Here is a 17,889-nt window from a genome sequence, read left to right as displayed (position 1 = left end):
GGTTTTTAGCTTATGTTAAATCCTGTGCAAAATTATATCGAAAATCAGGTGAAAAATACTGATCCTTTAGGTTTAATTATTATGCTTTATAATAAAGCTATTTCCTGTCTTAAGATCTCTCAAAAAGCTATAGAAAGTGGCTTGGACAATCCTGAGAATGTTAAGAAAAAAGCTGAAAATTTGGGCAAGGCTACAGAAATATTGGCTTATTTACAGGGTTGCCTCAATTTTGAAAAAGGCCAAGAGATTGCCAAGAATTTAAATGAAATTTATGATATTTTAATAAATGAATTAGTCAAAGCTAATATGGAAAATGATACAGAAATTATTTCTAAAAGTGTTACTATTTTAGAAAATCTTAAAAAAGCCTGGGAAGATATTAAATGTCAGAAAATTACAGTCTCAAAAAAGAGTTAATTAAAATAGAGTTAGCTTTAAAGCAAAACAAATTAGATCAAGCATTAGAACTATATGAAAATATTAATAAAAATTGGGAAAAATATGAAAATAACTTAAAAATAGAAGAAATTAATAATTTAATAAGATTGTTAGATTACATAGAGAAGCTTTTAAAAAATAAATATAAAAAATCCTTAGAAAATCAAAAATTTCTAAATTTAAGAAAAGCTTATACCAGATTTTAGCTTCTTCTATCTATAAAGTAATTACTTCCTTTTAGTTTTTTAGTTATATTCTTTATTTCAGCAGCTCTTGAGGCTACCTCTCCTATATGAACAAATTTACCTTTATAAACTGGAACTATAGCAATAGATACAGAAGGTAAAGAAATTTTACATATCTGCCCTTTTCTATCCTTAGCAATGAAATAACCCTTTTCTAAATGTTCAGGTTTAATAAAATAAGAAAGAGTTTTATTAAACCTATCAATAATTTCTTGAGATATTTTTTTTACTTTTTCTAAAGGTACTATAAAAACAAAATCATCTCCGCCAATATGACCTACAAAATGGTCTTCTGGAGAAAGCTCAGAAACTGTATTAAAAATTATCCTAGCTAAATTTCTAATCATTTCATCCCCTTTAAAGAACCCATATAAATCATTATAAGTTTTAAAATTATCCAGATCTACATAAGCTACTGCATGAGGATTGGGATCGTTAAGAACTTTTTCTATGGCTTTTCCAATAGAAACATTTCCAGGGAGTCCTGTTAAAGGATTATTATCTGAAATTCTTTCCAATCTTTTAAAGGCGTATTCTATTCTTAAAATAAACTCCTCTACACTTTCCATAGTGGTTATAAAATCATCCACTACATCAGCCTTTGAAAGGAGAAATTTAAAGTCTAAATCATCAATTATTACAATTAAAGGTATTATTCTAAGATTGAAATCCCTTTTTACCATGCAAAGTTTTTCAAAAGTAGAAGGATCCTTAGGATAATAATAAATTACCATAGAAGGTGGATGAAATAAAAAATTTGTTATAAAATCTTCAGCTTTGTAAAAAAATTTAAAATTGTATTTAGAACCTAATTTCTCATTTAAAAAATCCCTCCAGTGTTTAAAAAATCTATTTTTTTTTAGAATTAAATAAATTACCTTTTTATTAATCATCAAACTTCAGAAGCTTCAAGTTCTTTTCTCAATTCTTCGGTAAAAAATTTTAATTCATATAGTTTTGGTTCTAATTTTACATAGATTTCTTTAATATCTAAGAAATCCAATTTTAGAAGTTTAAACACCTTTTCATTCATGAAAGGAACTGTTTTTCTTATAGTTTTTCCGTATCCTCTGGCATTTACCAAAACATCTGCCAAATGAATTACTGCAGATTCTTTTCTAAATTGTTTAGCCTTTTCAATAGCATGATGAGATCCTACTGATTCTATAAGTCTATCAGGAAGACTCCACTGTCTCATTAAAAAAGCTCCTATTTCTGCATGGTTTATTCCAAAAATTTGCATTTCTGCTTCAAGAGGATCTTCTCCTTGTTCTACAGCTTTTAAAAGAGCTTCATATTCTTCCTTAAAACCCACTTTTTGAATAACCCTTCCTAAATCATGTAAAAGACCAGCAGTAGCGATCTCCTGGGGATCTTTTAATTCTATCTTTTCTGCAATTATTTTGGCACAAGCCGCTACACCTATGGAATGTTCCCAAAGACCTACATCCTCTTTATGGAGTATTTCAAAAATAGATGAGGTGGTTATCAATACTTTTATTACATTAATTCCCAGAAGCATAAGCGCATTTTGTACAGTACTTACTTTTTTAGGAAAGCCATAAAAAGCTGAATTAGCCAATCTTAAAACTTTAGTTGTTATAACTTGATCTCTTTCTATAACTTCTGCTATTTGTTGAATGGAAACTCTTTCATCTTCTATCATAGTATTGAGCTTTTGAACAATTGGAGGTAAAGTAGGAAGTCCTTCCATTTTTCTCAATTTTTTCCGGACTTCTCTGCGCTTTTCTGCAAGATCCATTTTTTTCTCCTTATTAACCTTTGCTATATTTTTCGTTCAAAAATTCTACTAAAATTTCTTTAATTTTAAGCAAATCAGGATCACTTACCCCTTTAAAACGATTTTCTAACTCTTCTAATTCTTCTTCTAAGGTCTTTTCCCAAGGAAGTTTTACAGGATGACCTTCTACTGTTACAAAATTCACCCCCAATTCGTAAAAACGTTTTATTAACTCCTCTGTTAATTCTATACCTTTACCACACAGAGTTCTTCCATTTGCATCTATTACTTCTTCATAGGTTTTCATACCTGGCCTAATATAAGACAAAGGTAATCTTTGCATATCTTTACCTCTCTTTAAATAACTTTATTCAAGCTATATTCTATAATTCCTTCCACTCCCAACTCCAAGAGCTGAGGAACCAAATCTCTTACCTCTTTTTCTGAAACTACCACCTCTAAAGCATACCAATCTTTGTTATAAAGTTTAGAAATAGTAGGAGCAGTAATACTTGGTAAAATATCAATAACTTTATGAAGACTTTTTTCAGGAACATTCATTTTTAATCCCACTTTTTTATAAGCATTTAAAGCACCTTTTAAAAGAGTAGCTATTTGTTGAATTTTTTTTCTTTTCCATTCATCTTGCCAAGCTTTTTCATTGGCTATAAGCTGAGGATAGGTTATTAGTAATTCATAAATTATTTTTAGACCATGCGCTCTTATAGTGGTTCCTGTTTCGGTTACTTCTACAATAGCATCACATAAGCCTTGAACCACTTTAGCCTCTGTTGCTCCCCAAGAATAGCTAACCTCTACAGGGATACCTTTTTCTTTAAAAAACCTTTTTGTAAAATTAACTAGCTCTGTGCTGATTTTTTTATTTTTAAGATCTTCTAATTTTTCAATCCCAGAACCTTCTTTTACTGCTAATACCCATCTGGCAGGTCTTTTACTTACCTTAGAATAAATCAAATCTTCCACTATAATCACCTTTGAATCGTTTTCTAAAATCCAATCTTTACCTGTTATTCCTGCATCAAGTATTCCTGCTTCTATATATTTGCTCATTTCTTGAGGCCTGCAAATTACCATTTCTAATTCCGCATCATCTACTTCAGGAAAGTAATTTCTACGATGAACTTCTATAGTCCAGCCTGCTTTTTCAAAAAGCTCAATGGTTGATTTTTCTAAACTTCCCTTAGGAATACCAAATTTAAGCCTTTTTTCCATAAACCTCCTCCGGATTGTATAGTTTTTCTTCTACAATTTTAAGATTATCTCCTTCAAGTTTTCTAAAAAAACAACTCATATAACCCATGTGGCACACAGGTCCCTTGGGTTCAGCTTTTATTAATATTGTATCTTCATCACAGTCTATATAAATTTCTTTTACTACTAAATAATGTTTAGAAGTCTCACCTTTAAGCCAGATCTTATTTCTTGTTCTACTATAAAAATGAGCTAAACCTGTTTGTAAAGTTTTCTGCCAAGCTTCTTCGTTCATAAATCCCAGCATTAAAATTTTCCCAGTCTGATAATCCTGAATAATAGCTGGAATAAGTCCCTGTCCTTTTTCAAAATTCGGCTTATACATTTAACTCCTCCAGAAGTTCTTTTAATTTAACTTCGGGGTTTTTACTTTTTACTAAGGATGTTCCAATTAAAACCCCTTTAAATCCTTTTTTGATTAAATTTTTTATTTCGCTCGGCTTATTATAACCGCTTTCTGCAATTACGGGAATATCTTTGGGAATTAAAGGAAAAATTTTTAGAGATTGGTTAATATCAACCTGTAAAGTTGTTAAATTTCTGTTATTAATTCCTATTATTTCAGCTCCAGCTTTTAAAGCCTTTTCCAGATCCTCTTCATTATGAATCTCTACCAAACTTGATAAACCGAGTTTTTTAGCATATTTGATAAGTTCTGAGAGCTCTTTTTCTTTTAAAATAGTGCTTATTAAAAGCACCATATCTGCTCCGAAAGCTTTGGCTTCTTCTATTTGCACTGGATCTAAAATGAAATCTTTTCTTAGAAGAGGTAGATCCGTAATACTTCTTATAGCAGGTAAATATTCTAAGGCACCTCTAAAAAATATTTCCTCTGTAATGACAGAAATAGCTTTAGCTCCACCTTTTATATAAGCTTCAACTAAAAATAAAGGATTAAAATCAGATCTAAAATCATCTTTTAAAGGGCTTGCTCTTTTAATTTCAGCTATTATAACAAATTTCTCCTTTTGCAAGTAATTTTTAAAATTAATAGGGGTCCTATCCCAAAAAGGCTTATAATAAAGGCCTTTTTGCTTCCTTTTAAGAATTTCATAATATTTTTCCACCAAAATCTGATTCAAAACTGGGTTGATTTTGTTTTTTTCCATATTATTTTTTATTAGATAAATTTTTTTTATCTTCTATTTTAAACTGTAGAAAAATTTTTAAAAGATGTTAATATCTTAAAAAATTTTTAATTTTTTAGTTGGAGGTAACTTATGAAAAGGACTTATCAACCCAGTCGTTTAAAAATGAAAAGAAGACATGGGTTTAGAGCCAGAATGAGAACCCGTTCTGGAAGAAGAATTCTTAAAAATAGAAGACGCAAAGGGCGTTGGCGTTTAACTGTATAAATCGGTGAAAAAAGAAGGATTATCTAAAAAAGAAAGGATTAGAAAAAATAAAGAATTTGCAAAAGTCTTTAAAGAAGGAAAAAAGCTTTGGATAAACTCTATTTTATTAATAATTTACACACCTAATGATTTAGGATACAGAAGATTAGGTATAGTGGTATCAAAAAAAATTAAAAAAGCTACTCAAAGAAATAAAGTAAAAAGGTGGATTAGAGAATTGTTTAGAAGAAATAAAGACTGGTTTCCTGAAAGTTGTGATGTAATTATTATTCCTCACCCCAATTTAATAAATTTAAGTTACAAAGAATTGTTAGAAAAAGTAAAAAGGGAACTTCTTTCTTTAAGGAGCAAATCTGATTTTTATGGTAAAGGTTATAATTAAACTTATAGATTTTTATCAAAAAGTAATTTCTCCTATATTTTCAACTTATTTAGGTATTAACTGTCGGTTTTACCCCTCTTGTAGTGAATACACCAAAGTAGCTATTAAAAGATTCGGTTTAATAAAAGGTAGTTATTTAGGATTAAAAAGAGTCCTGAAATGTCATCCTTTTTCTTCTGGAGGTTTTGATCCTGTTCCTGAAAAATTTAAAAAGGAGGAATTTTCCTAATGGAGAAAAGAGTAATATTAGCTTTGGCTTTATCTTTTTTAGTTATTTTAGGTTTTCAATTTTTATATACCAAATTTTTTCCCTCTCCAAAAATTTTTTATAATGCCACCTCTAAAGAGAGCTTTAAATATAAATCTAAGGAAATCTCTGAAAAAGTCCAGAAAAAAAGGATTGAATCTGATTTTTTTGCTTCTAATCTAAAAAATTTTTTAATCTATTTAATAGATACACCCGAATACAATGCTACTTTAATATCTTCGGGGGTTAGATTCCAGAGTTTTAAACTCAAAAAGTATTTTATAGATAAAAAGAAAAAAAAGCCTGTAGAATTAGTTTCTGCTTCTTCAGAATCTTTACCATTGGAGATTTATCTCAGCAGTAAACCTGAATTAGCTGTAATAGGTTACAAAGGTCCTGAAACTAAAAAAATTGTTGTTAAAAATACCAATAATAAGACAGTATCTTTTATTACAAATTATCAGAACATTGTATTAGAAAAAACTTTCACTTTTAAAAAAAATTCTTATTATATTGATATGAAAGTCACACTCATAAATAAAAGTAAAAAGAATTTGAAGGATAATTTACTTATAAGAGGTGTATTTTCTCCTTTTGTAGATGGCACAAGATATGTTTTTAAAGGTCCTTTTTATTATACAGACCATCTGAATGAGGTAAAGATTAAAAATCATTTAGAAGAATTTGTAGGACCTCTTAAATACATAGGATTTGAAGATAATTATTTTATGGTAGCAGTAATTCCTGAGAATATGAGTAATAGTACTTTTAGAGCCACTTTCAGAAATCTTAAAAAGAATACTCAGGAATTTATTTTATGGTTACCTACTTTTGAATTGAAAACAGGAGGAAAAATAAGCTATAAATTTAAGCTTTACATGGGGCCTAAAAAGCTTGAAGAAATGCAAAAAGAATATCCTCTTTTAGGAAAAGCTTTATATTTTGGGATATTTGATTTTGTGGCTAAACCTCTTCTTTATATTTTAAAATTCTCCAATAAATTTACCCATAATTTTGGATGGGATATTATTATAATAACCATTCTTTTAAGAATTCTTTTCTTTCCACTTAATCATATAAGTTTTAAGAGTATGAAGAAAATGCAAGAACTTCAGCCTATAATTCAAAGACTTAGAGAAAAGTATAAAGATGATCCCCAGGCTTTGAATCAGGAAATTATGAAAATTTATAAGACTTATAAAATCAACCCCTTTTCAGGATGCTTACCTATTTTTATTCAAATTCCTGTTTTCATAGCTTTTTATAAGGTATTATTGATGGCTATTGAATTAAGACATGCTCCTTTTATGTTATGGATAGATGATTTAAGTGCTCCTGAAAGACTTTATTTAGGAAACTTTCATATTCCTTACTTAGGTGGAATTCCTTTATTAACTATTTTAATGGGTTTTTCCATGTATTTACAGCAGAAACTTTCTCCTTCCTCTCCTGATCCTTTTCAGCAAAAACTTATGCTTTTTATGCCTGTATTTTTCACTATATTATTTGTTAACTTTCCCTCAGGATTAGTTCTATATTGGTTTGTAAATAATATTTTATCTATTGCGCAACAATATTTAACTCTTAAATTATCAAAAAAATAATCTGAGAGGTGGGGGCTATGATTTTAGAGAAAGAGTTTGAAGGAAAAAGTTTAGATCAATTAGTTGAGGTTGCCTGTCAAGAGTTGGGGTGTGTACCTGAAGATCTTGAACTTGAAATTCTTGAATTTAGTACCTCTTCTGGTCTTTTGGGAATTCCTGGTAAAAAAATTAGAATTAAAGCCAGAATCAAACCTGACAAACTGCTTTCTGAAAGAGCTAATCGTGCTGTTACTTTTTTAAAAGAACTCTTTTATTATGCAGATTTAAATATTGAAACAAAAACCAATCTTTTAAGAGACCAACTTCAAATAGAAATTTTATTAAGTGGTGAAGATGTAAAATATTTTATCCAAAACGGGGCAGAACCTTTATCTGCTTTAGAGTTTTTAACCAATAAAATTGTTGCTAAAGCCTTAGGTGTAGGACCTAAAATTGTCCTTAAGCCTGAAGGAATTAATATTGAAAGAGAGAAAAAATTAGTAAATGCCGTTAAAAAAGCCATTCAAAAAGTAAAATCCACAAAAGAGTCTCAGGTAATAAAAGTAGGTTCCCAAAGAGAACAAAAGATTGTTTTGAATTTGATTAAAAACGAAAATAATATAGGATATACTATAGAAGGAGAAGGAAAACAAAAAAGAATAATTTTAACTTTTGAAAAAATCTAAAAATGAGGGGGAAATAATTCCCCCCTTTAAATTATGCAACCTAAACTTTACACAGAAGATACTATTGCTGCTATTGCCACCCCTCCAGGTAAAGGCGCAATTGGTGTAATTAAAATAAGCGGAGAGGAAGCATTTTCTATTCTTAAAAAAATCTTCAAACCTTTTAAACCCCGTGAGAAATTTGAGTCTCATAAACTTTATTATGGATTTATTGTAAATCCAAGGGATAGTAAAATTATTGATGAGGTTCTTGTAGTTTATATGAAAAAACCTAAAACTTATACCAGAGAGGATGTAGTAGAAATCTATGCTCATAGTGGTTATTATATTTTAAAAAAAATTTTAGAATTAGTATTTTTTGCAGGCGCCAGACCTGCTCAACCAGGTGAATTTACCCTAAGGGCTTATTTAAACGGAAGAATAGATCTTTCTCAAGCTGAAGCTATTCAGGAATTAATCTATGCCAAAACCGAAACTGCTCTTAATTTGGCTTTAAATAATCTTTTGGGTAAACTTTCTGAAAAAATAAATATTTTAAGAGAAAAACTTATGGAAATTTTAGTGCAAGTGGAAAGTGCTATAGATTTTCCTGAGGAAGATATAGAAATTCTTGAACCAGAAAATCTTTCTATCAAAATAAAAAAGGAAATTTTACCCATTATAGAGAGTTTTATTAAGAATTATGAAGAAGGAAAAATTTATAAAGAAGGAATAAGTTTAGTTATAGCAGGGAAACCTAATGTAGGTAAATCTTCTCTTATGAACGCCCTTCTTAAAGAAGAAAGAGCTATTGTTACTCCTGTTCCTGGAACCACCAGAGATTTTCTGGAAGAAGAAGCCACTATTGAAGGACTTCCTGTAAAACTTATTGATACAGCTGGACTTAGAGAAACTGAAGATATAGTAGAAAAAATTGGGGTGGAAAGAGCCAAAAAGAAATTTAAAGAGGCGGATTTAATACTTTTTTTGGTAGATGTAAGTAAACCCCCTTCTGAAGAAGATTTTCAAATTTATCAGGAAGTAAAAAATTTTCCTCATTTAGTTCTTTTGAATAAAATTGATATTATTCCTAATTATTTAGAAATCTGGAAAGAAAAACTTTTAGAATGGAAAATTGAGAATTTCTTGGAAATTTCTGTAAAAGAACATATTAATCTTGATAAATTAACCAAAAATATTTTTGAAAAAATAACCTCTGAAAGAGCTACAGAGATTCCTGAAATTGTTCCTAATTTGAGGCAGAAATTGGCTTTAGAAAAGGCTAAAGAATTTTTGCTTAATGCTCTAAAAGAAATTGAAAAACCTAATCCCCTACCAGAACTTATAGCCATTGAAATAAGAGGTGCTTTATCAAGCTTATCAGAAATAATAGGAGAAGTTACTACCGAGGATCTTTTGAGCCAGATTTTTTCTACTTTTTGTATTGGGAAATAAAATGTATGCTTTAAGCATAGCCGGTTTTGATCCTACAGGAGGGGCTGGAATTTTAGCTGATACAAAAGTTTTTTCTCTTTTAGGAATTAAGGGAGGGGGAGTCCCTACTACCCTTACTCTACAAAGTACTTCTTCTTTCCAGAGCTGGGAGCCTGTTAAACCTGATTATTTAAAAACTGCTCTTGAGCTTATCTTCTCTGATTTACCTGTAAAAGGTGTAAAAATAGGTATGATAGGAACTTCTGAAAATTTAGAAATAATAAGTTTCTTTTTAAAAAAATTTAGACATCAGCTTTCTTACATTGTTTTAGATCCCGTTTTAAAAGCAACCCTTGATCATCCCCTGTTTTTTTCTAAAGATTTTTTAAATATTTTAAAAACTAAAATACTGCCTTATATAGATTTTATAACTCCTAATCTTTATGAAGCATCTGTTTTAACTGAAAGAAAAATTAAAAACCAAAAAGATATAATCAAAGCAACCCAAGATTTGCTAAAATTAGGATGTAAAGGTGTTATTATAAAAGGATATACTACAAAGTATTTTATTTATGATTATTTTCATACTCCCAGAGAAAGTTTATTTTTAAAAAAGAAAAAATTGTCTATAGAATTTCATGGAACAGGCTGTGCTTTTTCTTCAGCTTTTCTTTGTTTTTTACTTAAGGGTTTTTCTTCTTTAATATCTTTTAAAAAAGCTAAAAATTGGTTATATTTATATCTTAAAAAAGGAGCAGAAGAAAAAACAGGGGGAAAGTTATGGCTATTTCTTTAGAAGAAGTGCTAAAAATAGCTCATCTTTGCAGACTTGAATTTGCAGAGGAGGAAGCTAAAAAATTCTCTGAAGAGCTCTCTAATATTTTAGATTACTTTAAAAAACTTCAAACTCTTGATACTAAAGAAATTCCTCCTACTTTCCATGCTGTAAAACTTAAGACACCTTTTAGAGAAGATGAAGTTCAGTCTTTTTTAGACATAGATGACATTCTTAAAAATGCCCCTGAGCTAAAGGAGAATATGATAGTTGTCCCCAAGGTGGTTAAAGCTCCTTAAAAAATTTTTTAAGAAAGGAGAGCAAAATGGCAAGCATAGATTTAACTGAGTTAACTATTACTAAGACATTAACCCTTTTGGAGGAAAGAAAAATTAGCAGTGTGGAGCTGGTAGAAGAAACTTTCCGTCAGATTAAGAAGGTGGATCCAAAGGTAAAGGCTTTTTTACATCTTAACGAAGAAAAAGCAATAGAAGAAGCAAAAAAAGCTGACGAATTAAGAGAAAAAGGAGTAAAAGGAAGGCTTCTTGGTATTCCTATTTCTATAAAGGATAATATATGCATAAAAGGTCTTCCTACTACTTGTGCCTCTAAGATCTTAGAAAATTTTATTGCTCCTTATGATGCTACAGTTATAAAAAAGCTAAAGGCTGAGGGAGCTATTTTTATTGGTAAAACCAATCTGGATGAATTTGCCATGGGCTCTTCTACAGAAAATTCTGCCTTTTTTCCAACTCATAATCCCTGGGATTTGGAGAGAGTTCCTGGAGGATCTTCAGGGGGTTCTGCTGCAGCAGTAGCAAGTAGAATGGGACTGGGATCTCTTGGTTCTGATACTGGAGGTTCTATAAGACAACCTGCTGCTTTTTGTGGGGTAGTTGGTTTTAAACCTACCTATGGAAGGGTCTCCCGTTTTGGATTAGTTGCATTTGCCTCTTCTTTGGATCAAATAGGACCTTTTGGTGTAAATGTAGAGGATACAGCACTTTTATTACAGATTATTTCTGGACATGATCCTAAAGACTCAACCTCAGCACCTTTTGAAGTGCCTGATTATATTGAATTTATAAAAGATAACGAAAAAACATCCTATAAAATTGGACTTCCAAAAGAATATTTTGAAGGATCTACAGATAAAGAAATAACTCAAATAATAGAAAATTTGATAAATAAACTCAAGAAGAAACATACTATAAAAGAAATAAGCCTTCCTCATACAGAATATGCTGTAGCAACTTATTATATCATTGCTCCTGCTGAGGCTTCTTCTAATTTAGCACGCTATGACGGAGTAAAATATGGATTTAGAGCTGAAGCTAAAAATCTAATAGAAATGTATAAAAAATCCCGTGCTTTTGGTTTTGGAAAAGAAGTAAAAAGAAGAATTATGCTTGGGACTTATGCTCTTTCTGCTGGATATTATGATGCTTTTTATTTAAAAGCTTCCAAAGTTAGAACTCTTATCACTCAAGATTTTCTTAAAGCTTTTAAAGAAGTTGATTTAATCTTAACACCTGTTACACCCACTCCACCTTTTAAAATAGGAGAAAAGATCTCTGATCCTTTACAGATGTATCTTTCTGATATATTTACTATTCCTGTTAATTTAGCAGGAGTTCCTGGTATAAGTTTACCGATAGGCTTGACTTCTAATAATCTGCCTATAGGTTTACAGATTATAGGACCACATTTTAAAGACGAATTAGTTTTAAGCTTAGCTTATCAGATTGAAAAAGAAGTAAATACTAAATTTATTCCTCCTGTGGTAAAAAATAGTTAAAAAATTGGAAGATTTTATGAAAAAAAAGGCTTTAGGAAAGGGTTTATCTGAACTTATTCCTGAGATAGAAAAAGAAGTTTTTATCAACAAAGAAGAGTCTCAAGAAAGTTTTGTTAATTTTGTTCCTATAGAAAATATACTTTTTTCACCCCTTCAGCCTCGTATTACTTTTAAAGAGGATGAATCCTTTGAAGAACTTGTTAAATCTATAAAAGATAAAGGAGTTTTGCAACCAATTTTGGTAAGAGAAAAAGGAGGAGGTTTTTATGAATGTATAGCAGGAGAAAGAAGACTTAGAGCAGCTCAGAAAGCAGGTTTAAAGAAAGTTCCTGCTATTATAAAAAATCTTAATGATGAAGAAGTTTTAATTGTAGCTCTTATTGAAAATCTACAAAGAAAAAATTTAAATCCTTTGGAAGAAGCTTTAGGATATAAAAACCTTATAGAAAAATTTGGTTATACTCAGGAAGAGGTAGCTGAAAAAGTAGGCAAAGATAGAGCTACAATTGCTAATCTTCTTCGTCTTTTAAAGCTTCCCAACTTAATTCAGGAAGATTTAATGGAAGAAAGACTTACAGTAGGTCATGCCAAAGCCTTACTTTCCTTGGATTCAGAAGAAAAACAAATAGAGATAAGAAATTTAATTTTAAGAAAAGGACTTTCTGTAAGAGAAACAGAAGTTTTAGTTACTAAACTTAAAGAAAAAAAACCTTCAAAAAAAACTAAAGAACCTGATCCTGATTTAATTTATTTATCTGAAGAACTTAGTAAGTTAGTAGGAACTAAAGTTGAGGTTAAAACTAAAAAGAAAAAAACCTATTTTATTTTTGAATTTGATGAGCTGGAAAGAGCTGAAGATTTTATTGAAACTTTAAAAAAGCTTTTCAATTTGTAGTTATTCTAAATTATAACATCTCGGAAGTGTCAATTTGTTCTTTTAATACTTGTCTTTTACAATTATATTCTTATTTTTTATAAAAAATTCCTTGAAAACTTTCATAAGGAGGGGAATCATGCGTATAGCGCAAGTTTCTCCTCTTTATGAAAGTGTTCCACCAAAACTTTATGGAGGAACAGAAAGGGTTGTTTCCTATCTTACTGAAGAATTGGTAAAATTAGGACACGAAGTAATTCTCTTCGCAAGTGCAGATTCTCAAACCAAAGCACAATTAATCCCTGTTTGCCCAAAGGCTTTAAGACTTGACTCTAATACTAAAGATCCTATAGTCTGGCATCTTTATATGTTTGAAGAAGTTTACAAAAGAGCTAATATGTTTGATATTATTCATTTTCATACAGAATATCTACATTTGCCTTTAGCAACTCGGCATTCAACACCATTTGTAAGCACTTTGCATGGCAGATTAGATCTTCCAGAATATAAACCTTTATTTAAAATTTTTAAAGATGCCCCTTTTGTTTCTATATCTAATTCTCAAAGGAAACCTTTACCTTGGCTAAATTGGCAAGCAACAGTATATCATGGCTTACCTGAAGACCTTTATAAATTCTATCCTGAATCAGAAAAATATTTGGCTTTTCTTGGAAGGATTTCTCCTGAAAAACGACCTGATAGAGCTATTGAAATAGCCGAAAAATTTGGTATGAAATTAAAAATTGCTGCTAAGGTTGACAAAGCAGATGAAAACTATTTTAATGAAATAATAAAACCAATGTTAAAAAATCCCTGGGTAGAATTTATCGGAGAAATAGGGGAAAAAGAAAAAAATGAATTTTTAGGAAATGCCTATGCCCTAATTTTTCCTATAGATTGGCCTGAGCCTTTTGGGTTGGTGATGATAGAAGCTTTAGCCTGTGGAACCCCTGTAGTAGCATGGAATTGTGGTTCTGTGCCAGAAATTATAGAAAATGGAAAAACTGGTTATATAGTAAATAGTATAGAAGAAGCTATAAAAGCCTTGGATAATATTTCATCTATAGATAGAAAAGCTTGTAGAATATGTTTTGAACAAAGGTTTACTGCAAGAAGAATGGCAGAAGATTACTTAAAAGTATATAAAACTCTGGTTAAAGAGGAAATCCTTCTCGAGGTTGTATAAATATGGAAAACTCTATTACAGAAACTTATACTCTTAAACATGAGGAAAGTTTTGCTATTTTTGATTCCTTAGGGAATATTGAATCCAAAGGTTTAGGAGAACAAGGCATTTATTATAAAGGGACCAGGTTCCTTTCCAAATATGAAATGTTTATCTGTAAAAAAAAGCCTTTGCTTTTAAGCTCAGCAATAAAAGAAGATAATTCTGTTTTTACAGTAGATCTTACAAATTTTGATATCTTAAATAAAGATAAAGTGGTTATTCCTCAAGGTAGTATTCATATCTGGAAAAGTAAATTCTTACATAAAAATTGTTGTTATGAAAAGGTATATTTGAAAAATTTTTTTATTGAACCTGTTGAAATTGAATTATCTTTTCATTTTGAAAGTGATTTTGTAGATATTTTTGAAATAAGAGGATTTAAAAGAAAAAGAAGAGGGGAAATATTTCCTCCACAAATAAAAAAAGACCAAATTGACTTTATTTATAAAGGGATTGACAATAGAAAAAGAATTACTGAAATTTCTTTTTCTCAATCACCGGATTTTATTTCTCATGATAAGGCTATTTTTAAAATAAAACTAAAACCTCAACAAAATTTTACTTTTTATCTTATTATAAAATGCTTTATAGAAGGGGAAAAATCTAAAAAACTTTCTTATAATCAGGCTTTGTTTTTGATAAAAAAGCGTTTAAAAAAATGGGAGGATTGTGCCTGCAAAATATATACTTCTAATGAACAATTTAATCAATGGCTAAAAAGATCCTGGGCTGATATAATAATGCTTATTAGTAATACTTATTATGGTCCTTATCCTTTTGCAGGAGTTCCTTGGTTTAATACCCCTTTTGGCAGAGATGGAATTATTACAGCTTTAGAGTGTTTGTGGATCTGTCCTGAAATAGCAAAAGGAACTTTGGCTTTTTTAGCAGCTACACAGGCAAAAGATAATGATCCTGAAAAAGATGCACAACCAGGTAAAATTATCCACGAAATAAGAAAAGGTGAACTGGCTACAGCTGGAGAAATACCCTTTTCCTGGTATTATGGAAGTGTAGATGCAACTCCTCTTTTCATAATTTTAGCAGGTTATTATTTGGATCGCACCGGTGATTTAGAATTTATAAAAGATATCTGGCCTAATATTAAATCAGCTATAAAATGGATAGATGAATATGGAGATCTGGATAAAGATAAATTTATAGAATATATCCCTTCAGAAATAGGTTTAACTAATAAAGGTTGGAAGGATTCAGAGGATAGTGTTTTTTATAAAGATGGAAGGTTAGCAAAGCCTCCTATTGCTTTGATAGAAGTTCAAGGATATGCTTATAAAGCTAAAAAAGAAGCTGCTAAGATTGCAAGAGCTTTGGAGATAAAAAATTTAGCTTTAAAATGGGAAAAAGAGGCAGAAGAATTAAAAGAAAAAATAGATAAAGCTTTTTGGTGTGAAGATATAAATTTTTATGCTTTGGCTTTAGATGGAGAGAAACGCCCTTGTAAAGTAAGAAGTAGTAATCCAGGGCATCTTCTTTTTTGTGAAGCAATTCCTTTAAATAAAGCTAAGGAAATTTATAATTCTTTTTTTGAAAAACACTTTTTTTCAGGTTGGGGTATAAGAACACTTTCTTCTTTAGAAAAAAGATATAATCCTCTTTCTTATCATAATGGTTCTATATGGCCTCATGATAATGCTATTATAGCCTATGGACTTTCTTTGTATGGTTTTAAAAATGGTACTTTAAGAATTTTAAAATCTTTATTTGAGGCAAGCACTTTTTTCAAATTACATAGAATTCCTGAACTTTTTTGTGGATTTCCCAGAAGAGCTAATGAAGGACCTACTCATTATCCAGTAGCCTGTCATCCTCAAGCATGGGCTGCAGGAAGTGTCTTTTTAATTCTACAGGCCTGTTTAGGACTTTATATAAAAGATAACATTGTTTTTTTTAAAAAACCCTCTCTTCCTAAATTTCTTGAAGAAGTCTGGATTAAAGATTTAAAAGTAAAAAATGGAAAGGTGGATTTGTATTTTAAAAAATATGGCGAAGATGTAATAGTAAATGTAATTGATAAAAAAGGAGAAGTAAAAATCTTTATAGAAAAATAAATATTTTTGAGCTTTATATATTTATAATCTTCTTACTGCCATTCCACAAGCGCCACTATACCTCCAGAAACAATCTTTTCACCTTTCGGAAATTTTTTAAAGAAAATATTAAATCCTTTTAGAGCATCTTCGCAAAAATAGACCTTAACTCCTTTTTCAAGAGCTTCTCTGAAAAGGGCTTCAAATCTGCTAAAATCATTAAAAACGGTTATACCTTCAAAATTAGCAAAAATTCTTATCTTAAAATTTTTTCCTTCTTCCATCGCAAGCACAGAATTTTTAGTAATCTTTAAAACAGGTTCAAACCTCTTAGAATCTGGAACATGTATAAGAAGTTTTAAATCAGCCATAATAGCCTTATCCTCAAATTTTGTATATTTTTATTTTATTAATATATTCTTCTTATGAATTCTAATTTTATAATTTATAAACCACTTTGTCAAATTTCAATTCTTTTAATAATCTTGAAGAAGTTACTCTTGAGGATTTCATTCGTGAGGCTACTTTTTTCCACGCAAGTTCTCGTCTCCGCCCACATCTAAAGTCCATTATGTTTTTAATCTTCTTACTTCCGATATTTCTCACCAGTTGCCCCCTACAAAATAAGGAGGGGGCAGAAGAGCCTAAATTACCTTCCCACCTTTCTTTGACCATGTAAAATAAATGATCTTATAGAATTTATTTTTGAGATTTTGGGTTCTGACCGGGAACTTTTTACTAATACGCAAATTTTCAAGTGCACTTCTTATGAAGCTTTTCGTCAAAAGTTAATACTTTCCCTTTTTTGTTTTTGGCTTTTATACAAAGAAAACAGTCAAGCAAGCTTAATCCACGGCTTTCAATAAATAATTCAAAAGCCTCTAAAAGCACTTCTTTATCTTTATTAATAACTCCCTTATACAAAAGAAGGTTCTTCAAAGCATCTGCAGCTTCTTTATCAGGAATTTTGTATGTTTTTGTAAGAACATAAAAAGTTTCTAGTAAAACTTCCGAAAGTAAAATAGCTTTCTGTGTTCCATTCTTTAGATATTCAAAAAATGGATAAATTTCTTGATACTGCTTTTCATTGTCAGCTAAAAGATAGCGTAAAATTACATTAGTGTCTGGAAAAATCACGGTACTCATTTGCTACTTTTTCCCATGCATGCTCCCGCTCTTCTTCAAAAGATAGGCTTTTTTTAACATATTTTTTGAAAATTCCTCCTACATCTTTTACCGGTTCAATAATAACCTTTCCTTCTATAATTTTAAATTTAATCAAGTCTGTCCCTAAAACTTCACGAATTTTTTTAGGAATAGTAACCTGTCCTTTAGAAGATATCCTTACCAATCTCTCCATTTTTTACTCCAAATTAAAATTTCTACTTTTTATTATAGGTAAAGAAACTTAAAAATCAAGAGCTAAAAATCTTTAATTCTTCAATCGACCCAAGAGCTCTGCTTTTTTCAAATATTCTATTCCTTTTTTACTAATTTCCCAGATGCCTTTAGGAAAATCAGAGTTTAAAAGACCTTCTTGAACCATTGTGTTTCTGCACCACTGAGCTGTATTTTTCCAGCGGACTGTATTATTAAAAGATAAAACTTGATAATCGTATTCGTTTAATTTGTCTTTCATTTAGCTTGAGCCTTTGCTCTTAAAAGTTTATCTTTTTCCCACGGTAAAAGAATGTCAATTAAGGCGAGTGCTCGTGAGCGGCTCATAAATCAAGAACTAAACAGCTTCCGATACGTATTATTATAGCGCCCAAATTGATCTATAACATCCTTACCAAATTGAACC

The 17,889-nt window shown here is 30.2% G+C and carries 25 protein-coding genes; 14 read left to right on the top strand and 11 right to left on the bottom strand.

Annotated elements, in window-relative coordinates:
* The first annotated feature begins 12 nt into the window (after positions 1-12).
* Both fliS and CC87_RS00825 read left to right on the top strand, forming a co-directional pair.
* The gene (gene fliS, locus CC87_RS00830; protein ID WP_038055111.1) at positions 13-417 is read left to right on the top strand and encodes a flagellar export chaperone FliS; all 405 of its coding nucleotides are present in this window, start codon (positions 13-15) and stop codon (positions 415-417) included.
* Positions 384-644 carry a hypothetical protein gene (locus CC87_RS00825; protein ID WP_038055110.1) on the top strand — a complete coding sequence of 87 codons (261 nt, stop codon included), beginning with the start codon at positions 384-386 and terminating at the stop codon, positions 642-644. The genes fliS and CC87_RS00825 overlap by 34 nt, the downstream gene beginning before the upstream one ends.
* Here the strand turns inward: CC87_RS00825 and CC87_RS00820 are convergent.
* Genes CC87_RS00820 through trpC form a run of 6 tightly spaced genes read right to left on the bottom strand, consistent with a single transcriptional unit; the run spans position 641 to position 4,805 of the window.
* Positions 641-1,576: a GGDEF domain-containing protein gene (locus tag CC87_RS00820; RefSeq protein ID WP_051920367.1), complete on the bottom strand. Its 936-nt coding sequence runs from the start codon at positions 1,574-1,576 to the stop codon at positions 641-643. The two genes, CC87_RS00825 and CC87_RS00820, sit on opposite strands and share 4 nt — an antisense overlap.
* Positions 1,576-2,445, bottom strand: a complete 870-nt coding sequence (locus CC87_RS00815) for an HDOD domain-containing protein (protein WP_038055108.1) — start codon at positions 2,443-2,445, stop codon at positions 1,576-1,578. The genes CC87_RS00820 and CC87_RS00815 overlap by 1 nt, the downstream gene beginning before the upstream one ends.
* 13 nt (positions 2,446-2,458) lie before the next feature.
* Positions 2,459-2,767 (bottom strand): hypothetical protein, encoded by a 309-nt coding sequence (locus CC87_RS00810; RefSeq protein WP_038055106.1) that lies wholly within the window; start codon positions 2,765-2,767, stop codon positions 2,459-2,461.
* Positions 2,768-2,781: 14 nt separating this feature from the next.
* The gene (hisG, locus tag CC87_RS00805) at positions 2,782-3,657 is read right to left on the bottom strand and encodes an ATP phosphoribosyltransferase (protein WP_038055102.1); all 876 of its coding nucleotides are present in this window, start codon (positions 3,655-3,657) and stop codon (positions 2,782-2,784) included.
* Positions 3,641-4,021, bottom strand: a complete 381-nt coding sequence (gene hisI, locus CC87_RS00800) for a phosphoribosyl-AMP cyclohydrolase (RefSeq protein WP_038055101.1) — start codon at positions 4,019-4,021, stop codon at positions 3,641-3,643. The genes hisG and hisI overlap by 17 nt, the downstream gene beginning before the upstream one ends.
* A complete protein-coding gene (trpC, locus tag CC87_RS00795; protein WP_038055100.1) occupies positions 4,014-4,805 on the bottom strand; it encodes an indole-3-glycerol phosphate synthase TrpC in 792 nt (263 codons plus the stop codon). The genes hisI and trpC overlap by 8 nt, the downstream gene beginning before the upstream one ends.
* A 111-nt stretch (positions 4,806-4,916) precedes the next feature.
* Here trpC and rpmH point away from each other — a divergent pair, with 111 nt between their 5' ends.
* The 12 genes from rpmH to CC87_RS00735 all read left to right on the top strand — a co-directional run bounded on the left by rpmH (position 4,917) and on the right by CC87_RS00735 (position 16,106).
* Positions 4,917-5,051 carry a 50S ribosomal protein L34 gene (rpmH, locus tag CC87_RS00790; protein ID WP_038055098.1) on the top strand — a complete coding sequence of 45 codons (135 nt, stop codon included), beginning with the start codon at positions 4,917-4,919 and terminating at the stop codon, positions 5,049-5,051.
* A 4-nt stretch (positions 5,052-5,055) separates the two neighbouring features.
* A complete protein-coding gene (gene rnpA, locus CC87_RS00785; RefSeq protein ID WP_038055096.1) occupies positions 5,056-5,433 on the top strand; it encodes a ribonuclease P protein component in 378 nt (125 codons plus the stop codon).
* Positions 5,414-5,662, top strand: coding sequence for a membrane protein insertion efficiency factor YidD (gene yidD / locus CC87_RS00780; protein ID WP_038055095.1), 249 nt, complete (start codon positions 5,414-5,416; stop codon positions 5,660-5,662). Before rnpA ends, yidD begins: the two co-directional genes overlap by 20 nt.
* Positions 5,662-7,284, top strand: a complete 1,623-nt coding sequence (gene yidC, locus CC87_RS00775) for a membrane protein insertase YidC (RefSeq protein WP_051920366.1) — start codon at positions 5,662-5,664, stop codon at positions 7,282-7,284. The genes yidD and yidC overlap by 1 nt, the downstream gene beginning before the upstream one ends.
* 17 nt (positions 7,285-7,301) lie before the next feature.
* Positions 7,302-7,949, top strand: a complete 648-nt coding sequence (locus CC87_RS00770; protein ID WP_038055094.1) for a Jag family protein — start codon at positions 7,302-7,304, stop codon at positions 7,947-7,949.
* Between the two features lie 33 nt (positions 7,950-7,982).
* A complete protein-coding gene (gene mnmE / locus CC87_RS00765) occupies positions 7,983-9,383 on the top strand; it encodes a tRNA uridine-5-carboxymethylaminomethyl(34) synthesis GTPase MnmE (RefSeq protein ID WP_038055093.1) in 1,401 nt (466 codons plus the stop codon).
* 1 nt (position 9,384) lies between these two features.
* On the top strand, positions 9,385-10,158 hold the full coding sequence (locus CC87_RS00760) for a hydroxymethylpyrimidine/phosphomethylpyrimidine kinase (RefSeq protein WP_038055092.1): 774 nt from the start codon (positions 9,385-9,387) through the stop codon (positions 10,156-10,158).
* Positions 10,143-10,436 (top strand): Asp-tRNA(Asn)/Glu-tRNA(Gln) amidotransferase subunit GatC, encoded by a 294-nt coding sequence (gene gatC, locus CC87_RS00755; RefSeq protein ID WP_038055091.1) that lies wholly within the window; start codon positions 10,143-10,145, stop codon positions 10,434-10,436. The genes CC87_RS00760 and gatC overlap by 16 nt, the downstream gene beginning before the upstream one ends.
* Before the next feature lie 35 nt (positions 10,437-10,471).
* A complete protein-coding gene (gene gatA / locus CC87_RS00750; protein WP_038055636.1) occupies positions 10,472-11,935 on the top strand; it encodes an Asp-tRNA(Asn)/Glu-tRNA(Gln) amidotransferase subunit GatA in 1,464 nt (487 codons plus the stop codon).
* Between the two features lie 16 nt (positions 11,936-11,951).
* Positions 11,952-12,830: a ParB/RepB/Spo0J family partition protein gene (locus CC87_RS00745; protein WP_038055090.1), complete on the top strand. Its 879-nt coding sequence runs from the start codon at positions 11,952-11,954 to the stop codon at positions 12,828-12,830.
* Between the two features lie 118 nt (positions 12,831-12,948).
* Positions 12,949-13,995: a glycosyltransferase family 4 protein gene (locus tag CC87_RS00740; protein ID WP_038055088.1), complete on the top strand. Its 1,047-nt coding sequence runs from the start codon at positions 12,949-12,951 to the stop codon at positions 13,993-13,995.
* A gap of 2 nt (positions 13,996-13,997) precedes the next feature.
* Complete coding sequence (locus CC87_RS00735; RefSeq protein ID WP_038055086.1) at positions 13,998-16,106, top strand: amylo-alpha-1,6-glucosidase; 2,109 nt, start codon at positions 13,998-14,000, stop codon at positions 16,104-16,106.
* 32 nt (positions 16,107-16,138) lie between these two features.
* Here the strand turns inward: CC87_RS00735 and CC87_RS00730 are convergent, their stop codons facing one another.
* The 5 genes from CC87_RS00730 to CC87_RS00715 form a co-directional block, all read right to left on the bottom strand.
* The gene (locus CC87_RS00730; RefSeq protein WP_038055084.1) at positions 16,139-16,456 is read right to left on the bottom strand and encodes a DsrE family protein; all 318 of its coding nucleotides are present in this window, start codon (positions 16,454-16,456) and stop codon (positions 16,139-16,141) included.
* A 67-nt stretch (positions 16,457-16,523) separates the two neighbouring features.
* Positions 16,524-16,691 (bottom strand): hypothetical protein, encoded by a 168-nt coding sequence (locus tag CC87_RS08970; RefSeq protein WP_156955551.1) that lies wholly within the window; start codon positions 16,689-16,691, stop codon positions 16,524-16,526.
* Positions 16,692-16,838: 147 nt separating this feature from the next.
* A complete protein-coding gene (locus tag CC87_RS00725) occupies positions 16,839-17,231 on the bottom strand; it encodes a type II toxin-antitoxin system VapC family toxin (protein WP_084222147.1) in 393 nt (130 codons plus the stop codon).
* On the bottom strand, positions 17,203-17,445 hold the full coding sequence (locus CC87_RS00720; protein WP_038055082.1) for an AbrB/MazE/SpoVT family DNA-binding domain-containing protein: 243 nt from the start codon (positions 17,443-17,445) through the stop codon (positions 17,203-17,205). The genes CC87_RS00725 and CC87_RS00720 overlap by 29 nt, the downstream gene beginning before the upstream one ends.
* Before the next feature lie 72 nt (positions 17,446-17,517).
* On the bottom strand, positions 17,518-17,724 hold the full coding sequence (locus CC87_RS00715; protein WP_038055080.1) for a winged helix-turn-helix domain-containing protein: 207 nt from the start codon (positions 17,722-17,724) through the stop codon (positions 17,518-17,520).
* Positions 17,725-17,889 lie beyond the last annotated feature (165 nt).

The sequence above is a fragment of the Thermodesulfobacterium hydrogeniphilum genome, assembly GCF_000746255.1.
GTDB lineage: Bacteria > Desulfobacterota > Thermodesulfobacteria > Thermodesulfobacteriales > Thermodesulfobacteriaceae > Thermodesulfobacterium > Thermodesulfobacterium hydrogeniphilum.
Note: the sequence above shows the minus strand (reverse complement) of the source record. Positions and strands in the feature narration are given on the sequence as shown.